This window comes from Arthrobacter sp. Dra40 (genome assembly GCF_059091905.1).
Map to the genome: position 1 here is coordinate 1 of NZ_JBNHHB010000163.1, position 11,512 is coordinate 11,512.

The 11,512-nt window shown below is 66.4% G+C and carries 7 protein-coding genes; 3 read left to right on the forward strand and 4 right to left on the reverse strand.

What is annotated here, in order from left to right; translation table 11 throughout:
• The 3 genes from AC5RWT_RS29070 to AC5RWT_RS29080 form a co-directional block, all read left to right on the forward strand.
• Positions 1-391 (forward strand): PLP-dependent transferase (locus AC5RWT_RS29070; protein ID WP_494083229.1); only part of this gene is annotated, 391 nt, incomplete at its 5' end.
• Positions 388-885, forward strand: coding sequence for a CoA-binding protein (locus tag AC5RWT_RS29075; protein WP_494083230.1), 498 nt, complete (start codon positions 388-390; stop codon positions 883-885). The genes AC5RWT_RS29070 and AC5RWT_RS29075, both read left to right, overlap by 4 nt.
• Positions 886-1,118: 233 nt before the next feature.
• Entirely contained in the window at positions 1,119-6,983 is a 5,865-nt protein-coding gene (locus AC5RWT_RS29080; protein ID WP_494083231.1) for an Ig-like domain-containing protein, read from the forward strand.
• Between the two features lie 56 nt (positions 6,984-7,039).
• Here AC5RWT_RS29080 and AC5RWT_RS29085 read toward each other — a convergent pair whose 3' ends face one another.
• The 4 genes from AC5RWT_RS29085 to AC5RWT_RS29100 form a co-directional block, all read right to left on the reverse strand.
• Positions 7,040-8,044, reverse strand: a complete 1,005-nt coding sequence (locus AC5RWT_RS29085; RefSeq protein WP_494083232.1) for a hypothetical protein — start codon at positions 8,042-8,044, stop codon at positions 7,040-7,042.
• Positions 8,041-8,589, reverse strand: a complete 549-nt coding sequence (locus tag AC5RWT_RS29090) for an RNA polymerase sigma factor (protein ID WP_494083233.1) — start codon at positions 8,587-8,589, stop codon at positions 8,041-8,043. The genes AC5RWT_RS29085 and AC5RWT_RS29090 overlap by 4 nt, the downstream gene beginning before the upstream one ends.
• A gap of 260 nt (positions 8,590-8,849) precedes the next feature.
• Positions 8,850-9,656: a carbon-nitrogen hydrolase family protein gene (locus AC5RWT_RS29095; RefSeq protein WP_494083234.1), complete on the reverse strand. Its 807-nt coding sequence runs from the start codon at positions 9,654-9,656 to the stop codon at positions 8,850-8,852.
• 257 nt (positions 9,657-9,913) lie between these two features.
• On the reverse strand, positions 9,914-11,308 hold the full coding sequence (locus AC5RWT_RS29100; protein WP_494083235.1) for a pyridoxal phosphate-dependent decarboxylase family protein: 1,395 nt from the start codon (positions 11,306-11,308) through the stop codon (positions 9,914-9,916).
• Positions 11,309-11,512: the final 204 nt, after the last annotated feature.

Consider the following 11,512-nt stretch of genomic DNA (forward strand, 5'->3'; position numbering starts at 1 on the left):
ACTGGCCAGCCACCTGGCCAACATCGGCGACGCCCGCACCCTGGTGCTGCACCCGGGATCGACCACGCACCAGCAGCTCACCGCCGACCAGCTGGTGGCCGCCGGTGTGCCGGAGGACCTGATCCGCATCTCCGTGGGGCTGGAAGACGTAGACGATATCCTCTGGGACCTGGACCAGGCGCTGACTGCTTCGCAGCAGGCTGGCGCCGAACACGGCCCCAGCCGTAACCATGAGGATGACGCGTTCAATACCTCCGAGTTCGCCTCGCCCAGCTATGCCGGCGAGTCCTGCACGATGCCGGCAGCGCGCGCCGCCCGGACAGAGCCCGGAACGCGCGTAGTTGAGTCCGTGGAAGAACTGATCGAAGCCGAAGAAGGAGCCGCCAAGTGACCGCTGCACCAGAACGCACCTGGATCGGCCCGTCCGCCGCGGAGCGTCTGAACATCCTGCGCAACACCAAGTCCATCGCCATCGTCGGCGCTTCCGACAAGCCGAGCCGGGCCAGCTATTTCGTTTCGACGTACCTGCTCTCCAGCTCGCCGTACAAGGTCTACTTCGTGAATCCGGTGGCCAAGGAAATCCTCGGCCAGCCGGTCTACAAGTCGCTGGCGGACCTGCCCGAGGTACCGGACCTGGTGGACGTGTTCCGCAAGCACGACGACCTGCCCACGGTGCTGGAGGAAACGCTGGCCGTCGGCGCCAAGACCATCTGGCTTCAGCTGGGCTCCTGGCACGAGGAGGTCGCGGCCAAGGCCGAGGTTGCCGGGCTGAACGTGGTGATGGACCGCTGCGTGAAGATCGAGCACGCCCGCTTCCACGGCGGCCTGCACCTGGCCGGCTTCGATACCGGCGTGATTTCCTCCAAGCGGCAGCTGACCGCTTAGAGCGGCTGGCCGGAGGGCGGGCCCATCAGCGCAGAGTCCGCCTGAGGCGCCGTCCATCCCGCTCCTCGGCAGCAAACAAGCCCGCCCCTTGTCCTCAGCCTTCCACGTGGAGTTGAGGCATGGGGCGGGCTTTTTCCTGCCCAAAAAACCGTAAGAGAGGTGTTCAAGGATTTCCCCAAGGTCGTCGGCGGATGCTGTGGCCAGCAACACAACACACGACTAGGGGAGTCACCATGTTCAACAAGTCAGGCGGTCATAAACACAGGAGGGGCACTGACTGTGCCCAACGGGGGAAGCCATCCGTCCCGCAGAAAGTCACGGCCGGACTGGCTGCGCTGGTTTTGGGTGCGGGCGTGCTGCCCTCCGCCCTCGCCCCAGCGGCGCTGGCAGCGCCGGTAGGCCAGGGCCTGACCCTCAATGCCGGCGACATGAGGTTCATCCTGAAGCAAATCAAAATCGCGGAGAACCACGCCACCAAGGAAGATGCCAACGGCAAGCCCGTACCGGGCCAGCCGCTCCTCGGCTCCGGACCGAACCAAATAGCCAATCCGCTGTTGCCCTACGGGTTGCGCACCGTGGACGGGACCGATAACAACCTGGTCCCCAACCAAGGGCATTACGGCTCCTCCAGCCTGCCGTTCCCGCGACTGGCCGACCCGGAATGGCGGACCACCTCCGGCGGGCAGTCCTACAAGTCGGTGAACGTGCCGATGATGCGGGACGCGGACCCGCGCTTCATCAGCAACGTCATTGTGGATCAGACGTCCAGCAACCCGGCCGCGATCGCGGCGGCCGGCAAGGCACATCGGACAGTGAACGACGGCCCCACTGCGGTTCCCTGCGACACCGATGGCCAGCCCCAGAACTGTGTGCCTGAAGGCGAGACCCTCGACATCCCGAATGTGACCACGGACTTCGGGCTCTCGCCGCCATACAACGGCTTCTTTGCCCTGTTCGGCCAGTTCTTCGACCACGGCATCGACTTCACCAAGAAGACCAGCAACGTCGTCATGATGCCCCTGGCACCGGGCGATCCGCTGTACGTGGAGGGCTCACCGACGAACTTCATGATGCTCAACCGGGCGGAGAATCAGCCCGGCCCCGACGGTAAACTCGGCACGCCCGACGATATCCAGGACGCCACGAACACGGACTCCCCGTGGGTTGACCAGAGCCAGACGTACTCCTCGAATCCGTCCCATCACGTCTTCCTCCGGGAGTACGAGCTCAACAACGACGGCGACCCGGTCTCCACCGGCGAATTGCTCGAAGGCGGCCCCGGCGGCATGGCCACCTGGGCGGACATCAAGGCCCAGGCCGAGTCCGAGCTGGGCCTGAAGCTCTCCGACGCCGACGTCGTGGACATCCCGATGCTGGCCACCGACCAGTACGGGCGCTTCCTGCGTGGTCCCAACGGTCTTCCGCAGTACATCACTCAGGACAAACAGTTCGTCGAAGGAAACCTGGAGAGCCCTGTTGCGCCGCCGGCGGATGTCCAGCGGATCGGCATCGCGTTCCTGGACGACATTTCCCACAACGCGGCACCGTTCGACTCACGTGGCGCGGCGCTGGCGGCCGACGAAAATGACGGCATCACTCCCGCCAACGGTCGGCAGGACCCGGGAACGTACGACGACGAAATGCTCAACGCGCACTTCATTGCCGGAGACGGCCGTGTGAACGAGAACATCGGACTCACCGCCGTCCACCAGGTCTTCCACTCGGAGCACAACCGGCTGGTCACCTACATGGAGGAACTGCTCACGTCGCTGAACCTGGACCTGAACGAGTGGAAGCTCCCCAACGGTGAATGGAACGGGGAACGCCTCTTCCAGGCCGCACGGTTCGTCACGGAGATGGAGTACCAGCACATCGTCTTCGAGGACTTCGCGCGCAAGATCCAACCGGGCATCAATCCGTTCAACGTCTTCACCCAGTCGGACACGGCCATTAACCCGGCGATCGAGGCGGAGTTCGCCCACGCGACCTACCGGTTCGGACACTCCATGCTGACGGACACAGTGGACCGGAAGACCAACAGCGGCGCCGATATCAGCCTCCCGCTGCTGGACGCGTTCCTGAACCCACCGGCCTACTACGCCAACGGGGAGAGCACGATGACCCCGGAACAGGCCGCCGGCGCGATTGCCATGGGCATGACGGACCAGGTGGGCGCTGAACTCGACGAGTTCGTCACCGACACGCTGCGCAACAGCGTTCTGGGCTTGCCCCTGGACCTGGCTGCGCTCAACATCGCCCGCGGCCGGGACACCGGTGTTCCGTCGCTGAACAATTTCCGGAAGGATCTCTACGCAAAGACGAGCGAGTCGTCCCTGAAGCCCTACAGCAGCTGGGTGGACTTCGGGCAGGCGCTGAAGCACCCGGATTCGGTGGTCAACTTCATGGCCGCTTATGGCAAGCACCCCAGCATCACCGGGGCGACGACCATTGATGCCAAGCGCGCCGCGGCGCAGAAGCTCTTCGACATGAGCCCCGACCCCGCGGCGGAAACACCGGCCGATGCCTATGACTTCGTGAACAGCAACGGCGAGTGGGCGAATAACGGTGCCGCCTCCACGACCGGTCTGGACACGGTTGATCTGTGGGTGGGAGGCCTGGCTGAAGCCCAAAATCTCTTCGGCGGGCTGCTCGGTTCCACCTTCAACTACATCTTCGAACGCCAGATGACGGACCTGCAGGACGGAGACCGGTTGTACTACCTGTCCCGCACGTCGGGCCTGAACCTGCGGACCCAGCTCGAAGGCAACTCCATGGCCGAGCTGGTGATGCGCAATACTGACGCCGCCGCGCTCAAGGCCGATGTCTTCGGCGTCGCGGACTGCGAATTCGAGATGGGCAACATCGTCGGCACCACGGGCAACAACGTCGCCGATGATCCAACCTCCGCCTGCGACGAATCCGCCCTGCTGCTCCGCATGGCCGACGGCACCATCCGCTACCGCGTCTCCAACAGCGTTGACCGTCCGGGTTTGAACGCCCAGGCGACCTACAACGGCAAGGACGACGCCGGCGGAGCCGACGGGACTGACCGGATCTGGGGCGGCGTCGACAACGACACCGTCTGGGGCAACGGCGGCAACGACATCATCGAAGGAAACGACGGCGCCGACACCATTCTCGGCGGTGCAGGCAACGACCGGATCACCGACTCCCACGGGGACGACGTGCTCAAGGGCGGGCCAGGCAACGACGCGATCGACGCCGGTCCCGGACTGGACATCATCATGTCCGGCGACGGCGACGACTTCTCCAACGGCGGTCTTAACGGTAACGAGACGTTTGCCGGCGAGGGCGACGACCTTGTCATTGCCGGCGACGGCCCGGACACGGTGTTTGGCGGCGGCGGCGATGACTGGCAGGAAGGCGGCAACGCCAACGACCTGCTCCAAGGCGACAGCGGCGCACCGTTCTTCGACGACATCAACAACCCCGGCCACGACGTCCTGATCGGCGACAGCGGCGAGGACGACTACGACGCCGAGGGCGGTGACGACATCATGGTCGCCGGCCCGGGTATCGAGCGCAACCACGGCGTCTACGGCTTCGACTGGGTGACCCACGCACGGTCCGTCGAAGCAGCGGATTCCGACATGCGCATGGTCGTGGTGGAGGGCCCGAACGCCCTCAAGGACCGGTTCCTGCTGGTCGAGGCCCTCTCCGGTTGGGACAAGGACGACGTTTTGCGCGGTGATGACGTCGTGCCATCCGATCCCGATAACGAGGTCGCCGTGCCCGGCCTCAGCAATGTGCTCGATGCTGAGGGGATCAAGCGGATCACCGGCCTGGCCGATCTGCTGCCCGCAGGCGCTACCGATTTCGGCGCCGGCAACATCATCATCGGCGGCTCCGGCAGTGACCAGATTTGGGGCAACGGCGCGGATGACGTCATCGACGGAGACAAGTGGCTGAACGTGCGGCTGAGCGTCCGAGACGACCAGGGCACAGAACTCCGATCAGTCACCACCCTGAAGAGCATTCAGGCCGACATCATGGCTGGCCGGATTGACCCGGGCAACGTCGTGATCGTGCGGGAAATCCTCAACAGCGCGGCTCCCACTGATATCGACACCGCCAACTTCTCCGGCGCACGCGATGAATATGACATCACTACCGCCAATGGAGTCACTACTGTGGCCCACACCGGCGGCACCGGGGACGACGGCACGGACACCATCACCAATGTGGAGCGGCTTCGGTTCACTGACGAGACCGTTGACCTCACGGATACCGCGGCACCCACGGTGACGAACCGCGCTCCTGCTGCCGGGGCAACCAATGTGGCAGTCGGGGTCAACATCACCGCGACCTTCAACGAGGCCGTCCGAGGGATCTCCGGGACAACGGCTACGTTGACGGCTGCAGGAGCAACGGCACCGACCGCCGCCACCGTCACCTACGATCCGGTTACCCGAACGGCCACGCTGGACCCGGTGGCCAACCTGGCGATCGACACGGTCTACACCGTTCGGTTCACCAACGGCATCCGGGATGCGGCGGGCAACCCCCTCGCTCCGACCAGCTGGACGTTCACTACTACCGGACCCGCTCCGTCGGTGACTGGACGGACCCCGGCGGTGAACGCCACCAACGTGGCAACCAGCGGCAACATCACCGCTACCTTCAGCGAACCGGTCACCGGAGTCGACGGCACCACCTTCCAGGTCACCACCTCGACCGGCACGGCCGTAGCCGCAGTCGTCAGCTACAACACGGCAACCCGGACGGCCACCCTCAACCCGCGTTCGAACCTGCTGACCAGCCGCACCTACACCGTGCAGCTGACCACCGGCATCCGGGATCTGCAGGGCAATGCCCTGCCGGCAACCACCTGGAACTTCACCACCGAAGCCGCACCGGCCATCACCGGACGGACCCCGGCGGTGAACGCCACCAATGTGGCCGCCAACAGCAACATCACCGCTACCTTCAGCAAACCGGTTACCGGAATCAGCGCCACCAGCTTCCGGGTCACCAACTCGGCTGGTGCGTCAGTGGCCGCAGCATTGAGCTACAACGCTGCAACCAGGACAGTCACTCTGAATCCGACTGCCAACCTGCTGACCAGCCGCACCTACACGGTGCGTCTGAGCAGCGGCATCACGGATCTCTCGGGTAACCCGATCACGGCCACCACCTGGAACTTCACCACCGAGGCCGGACCGACCATCACGGGACGGACCCCGGCGGTGAATGCCACCAACGTGGCCGCCAACAGCAACATCACGGCCACCTTCAGTGAACCGGTCACCGGGATCAACGCCACCAGCTTCCGGGTCACCGATTCGGCCGGTGCGTCAGTGGCCGCAGCTTTGAGCTACAACGCTGCAACCAGGACGGCCACCCTGAACCCGACTGCCAACCTGCTGACCAGCCGCACCTACACGGTGCGTCTGAGCAGCGGCATCACGGACCTGACGGGTAACCCGATCACGGCCACCACCTGGAACTTCACCACCGAAGCCGCACCGGCCATCGCCGGACGGACACCGGGGGTGAATGCCGCCAATACGGCCACCAACCGTAATCTGGCAGTCACGTTCAGTGAACCGGTCCGGGGCGTCAGCGCCGGCACGGTGACGTTGAAGACCGCCGCCGGAACGCTGGTACCGGCGACCGTCAGCTACGACGCTGCGAAGCGCACGGCCACGTTGCAGCCCAAGGCGATCCTGCCGAGCAGCACGCGCTTCACGGTCAGCCTCACCAGCGGCATCACGGATGTCAACGGCAACCGTCTGGCGGCTTCCAGCTGGAGCTTCACGACGGAGAGCCGGCCCACGGTGTCCAAGCGGACGCCCGCAGCCGGTGCCACGTCGATCAGCCGCAGCGGCAACGTCTCGGTGACGTTCAGCAAGGCAGTCTCCGGCGTGAGCGGCTCCAGCTTCAAGCTGGTCGACAGCAAGGGCAAAACGGTTTCAGCCAAGGTCAGCTACAACTCGCAGACCCGGACGGCAACACTGAATCCGTCGAGCACGTTGAGCGCGAACGCCGCCTACACGGTCCGGCTGAGCAGCAGTATCAAGGATGCCTCGGGCAACCGGCTGTCAGCCACTGACTGGTCCTTCAGGACCGCACGGTAAAAGCCCTCTACCAGGAAAGAGTCCAGGTTTCGGAGACATCCGGAGCCTGGACTCTTTTACTCTGTCGGGTCGGGCTTATCGATCTCGGCCCCAGCATCACCGGCAACGAGGAGCTTTTCATCGGCCTCGTGGGCGTTGCGCTCGACGGCTGGCCGGACTTTCTCGCGGCTGCCAGGCGCCGGGCGGAGATGCTGCGGTGAAGGACCCGGTACCGCGTGTTTGCCCTCCAAACGCTGCGAGGGAAGGTAGCCTGGCGCGTCCTCGCTGACAGCTTTTGGCCGCACAGCACTGGGGCCTTCGTAGCCCGGCCGTGGCTCCATGGGGCGGGCCTTCTTCAACGCCTCGCCCGGGTCCCGGGCCACGACACTGCTCTCACCGGCGTTGACGCCGTCTCTCCCTGGCCAGCCATCGCCGTCGGAGTCGGCCGCGTCACCCGAAAGGCGGCCATGGGGTTCGTCAGTTCCCTCGGCTGAGTGGAGGCGAGGGTGAGGTGCCCGGTCCCCCGGATGGCGGACACCAGCGTCGTTGCTTCCTGGGGCAGGGTGAGGGCCAAGGCCATGGTGCGGACCGCCGTGCCCGGAATGGCGGGCACCGCCGTCCTTGTTCCCCCTGCCGGGGTGGAGGGCGTCATCCGTAGTGCTGAGGGCGTCCCGGGACGCCGTTCCCTGCTCGGCGGACTCCTCCGCGAGCGGCACCGCGGCAAGCCCGTCCGGCGCAGCCGCTGCCTCCTCGGCCGGATCAAGCCACACGGCCTCTACCGCGTGGCCCACCGCTGCGTGCAGGTGGCCGCGGAGGTCTTCGTTGGCCGCAACGGCGCCGGCTCCCAGGCCCATTGAGGCCGCCACGACCACGCCAATGATGGTGCCGCGGTGGCGGCGCCCGATCGGCACCACCTTTCCGGTCATCGCGGCACGCAGCTCGGCGGAGGGTTCCGGGGCAGGGAGCGCTCCGAGCTCGCGGAGCGAAGCCAAGGCAGCCAGAAGTTCCGGGGAGGCTTCCTCCCCTGCCTCGGCGCACAGGGCGGCGAGGAAGTCGTCGTCGTCACTGCGCGGCTCGGTCATGGCGCCACCTTCGCATCCGCCAGCAGGTTCTTCAGGTTGGCCAGCGCCCGGCGTTGCAATTGCTTGACCGATCCCTCGGAGCGTTCCATGATGTCGGCGACGCGCTCGATCGGCAGATCCGCCACGATGCGCAGCGCCAGCACGTCGCGCTGGTCGGCGTTGAGCCGGTTCAGCAACTGCAGCACGTCACCACCCATCCTCTCCAACGCCACGGACTCTGCGGAGCCGCTGGAGCGGACATCCGCGGCCGGGTCGTACTCGTCCCATTGCGGCTGGCTGGTCCGTCGCCGGGCGGCGTCCACGGCCCGGGCGTGGGCTATCGAAAACGTCAGGGTTCGCAGCCCCTGGACTCCCCCGGTGATGCTCTTGAGTTTCCCGAAGACCGCCAGAAACACGTCCTGCGTGACGGCTTCCGGATCCTCCACGCCGCGTGCCGTGAGGTATCCGAGCACCTTCGGTGCCAGCTCCCGGTAAATCCGGCTGGAGGCGGCGGCATCACCGCTGACGGCGGACGACAGATCGTGATCTGTCAGTATCCCGTCCACGGCTGGTTCCTTCGGTCGCATGCTTTCCGGCGACCTCATCCTACCGGCCTGCCCGGCAGGCGCCGGCTAGGCCGACCGTGCGGCGGGCGCCGGCTAGGCCTGCCGTGCGGCGGGATGACAGAAGCCGCGCCAGAGCTTGTTGGGGGGTAAACTCTGGCGCGGCTTCCTCATGTACGTAATCGCAGCCGGGGACGGAAAAGTTACGGGTGTGGTGAAACTTTTTTCCGAGAGATTCCAACCGCCCCTGATTCCGCTGGAAATCAGTGCGCCGGGACGATCTCCACGTCGCTGGCCAGGCGCCGGTTTTTGAGAACCGGCAGGAACTCGCGCACCTCGTCGATCCGGCGCCTGGTCACGTCCACGGTGACCACGCCACGGGGTTCGTCGTCCAGGTAGCTCTTCGGGATGCCCATCGGGTCCAAAATGGCCGAATGCCCGACGGTGTTGGTGCTGGAGGTTCCCGCCGCGGCCACCCAGCAGGTGTTTTCTATCGCCCGGGCCCGCAGCAGCGTTTCCCAGTGCTCGATCTTGTGGTCGCCCTTGAACCAGGCCGCCGGCACGCACAGCACGTCGGCGCCCTGCGACGCGAGCGCGCGGGCCAGCTCGGGGAAGCGCAGGTCGTAGCAGGTGAGCACGCCGATGTTCAGGTCGCCCAACTGCACGATCTTGAGTCCCTCGTCGCCGGGTTTGATCCGCTTCGACTCCTGGTAGGAGAACGCGTCGTACAGGTGCAGCTTCCGGTAGGTGTCCACGATCCGGCCGGTGGCATCAACGATCACCAGCGTGTTGTACGGGCGCTCCTCCCCGCTGGATTCGTAGCCGCCGGCGATGATGGCGATGCCTACTTCGGCGGCGATGAAAGACAGCTGCTGCACGAAGGTGGTCCAGTTGGCGTCGACCGCAGCGGCCAAGTCGCCCTGGACGTGCCGCACGGTGAACATGGATTCTTCCGGGAGGACGATGAGTTCGGCGCCGTCGGCCTTGGCTTCTTCCGCGAGCGAGCGCATTGTCCGGAGGTTCTCCGACATGTCCCCGCTGGGGTTGAGCTGTCCAACGCTGATCTTCATGATGCGCTCCCGTGGTGCTTGCGGCGTGTTTCCTTCCAGCCTACCCAAGTGCAACTCGCCGGCGGCCTGCTCAAGGTTGCATTCAGGGCACGACGGCGGAGGGCCGGGTCATCACCGATGGACCGGGGGCGGCGGGTCTCGCCGGGGCACGTTCCACCGGAATCAGCGTCAACAGGAATGGGCCGGGGGCGGCGGGTCTCGCCGGGGCACGTTCCACCGGAATCAGCGTCAACAGGAATGGGCCGGGGGCGCCGGTATCACCGGGCGCAGCGCAGGATGGCCTCCACGCTCCGATCTGCGTCCTCCTGGGTGGTGGACCAGTTGCTCACGCTGATCCGCATGGCCGCCTTCCCGTGCCAGGTGGTGCCGGAGAGCCAGAGCGTTCCCTCTTGCTGGACCCGATGCACCACCTCACGGGTGAATTCATCCGCGTCCGTGCCGTCCTGGGGCGTGAACCGGACCAGCACCTGGTTGAGCACCACGTCGTTGAGGACCTCGACTCCGTCGGCAGCGGCCAACTGGTCGGCCATCCGCGTGGCCAGCGAGCAGCAGCGTTCCACGAGGTCCGCCACGCCCTCGCGGCCCAGCGTCCGCAATGCAGCATAGGCCGGGAACCCGCGGGCCCGCCGTGAGAACTCCGGCACCCAGGCGACTTCGTCCCGCTCCTGCCCATACTCCAGGTAGGCAGCATGCGCCGGGGACATGGCGCGCTGGTGCACCTCGGCGTCGCGGACCATGGCGATCCCGGAGTCGTAGGGGACGTTGAGCCACTTGTGCGCGTCGGTGGCCCAGGAGTCGGCCAGTTCCACCCCGTCCAGCAGATGGCGCCGGTCGGGTGTGGCCGCCGCCCACAGTCCGAAGGCGCCGTCCACATGCACCCAGGCGCCGCCCCGCCGTCGGATCCGTTCCACCGCCGCGCGCAGGGGATCAAAGGAGCCGGTGTTCACATTGCCTGCCTGCAGGTTGACGATCAGCGGCAGATGCGCGGGTATCCGGTCCAGGACGGCGTCCAGCGAATCCAGCGTAATCCGGCCCTGGGCATCGGTGTCCACCAGGTAGATGCGCCGGCGGCCAAGGCCCAGGTACTGCAGGGCCGTGAGCACCGTGCTGTGGGCTTCCTCCCCCACCACGACGGCGATCTCCGGCGCGCCGAACAGGCCGTCGCTGACCACGTCCCAGCCGGCACGTTCCAGCACTGCGGTCCGCGCCGCGGCCAGGCAGGTGAAGTGGGCCATCTGGCAGCCGGTGACCAGCCCGAAGCCTGACTCCGCCGGCAGGCCGAACAGGTCCAGCAGCCAGGCGCCCACTGCCTCCTCCACCACGGAGGCGGCCGGACCGGCCACATAGAGTCCGGCGTTCTGGTCCCACGTGGCGGTCAGCCAGTCTGCGGCAAGGGCTGCCGGCTGGACCCCGCCGATCACGAAACCGAAGTAGCGCGGGCCGGCCATCGCCACGGCAGCGCGGCCGCCGACGTCGGCCAAGTGGTCGATGACAACCTGCGGGTCCTGGCCATGCCGGGGCAGTTCGCCCGCCAGTTCCCGGCGCAGGGCGGCAACGTCCAAGCCGGACTTGACCGGTCGGTCGGGCAGCGACCTCAGATAGTCGGCCGCAAGCTCGGCCGTGCGTCGGAGAAGTTCGTCGTCGTCCCCCATGACGTGCATGCTACGCCCGGCGCCGCGCCCGCGACAGGGCGGAGCCGCCGCCGCCACTGTGGGACTACAGATCCTCCCGCGCCGCCAACAGCGCGAATGGGGCGCGGGCATTCAAGCCCGCGCCCCGCCGTCGTTGTGCTGCGCTGTTTAGTCCGCGATCAGGTCCCGGATCACAATGGTCTGGTCGCGGTCCTGGCCCACACC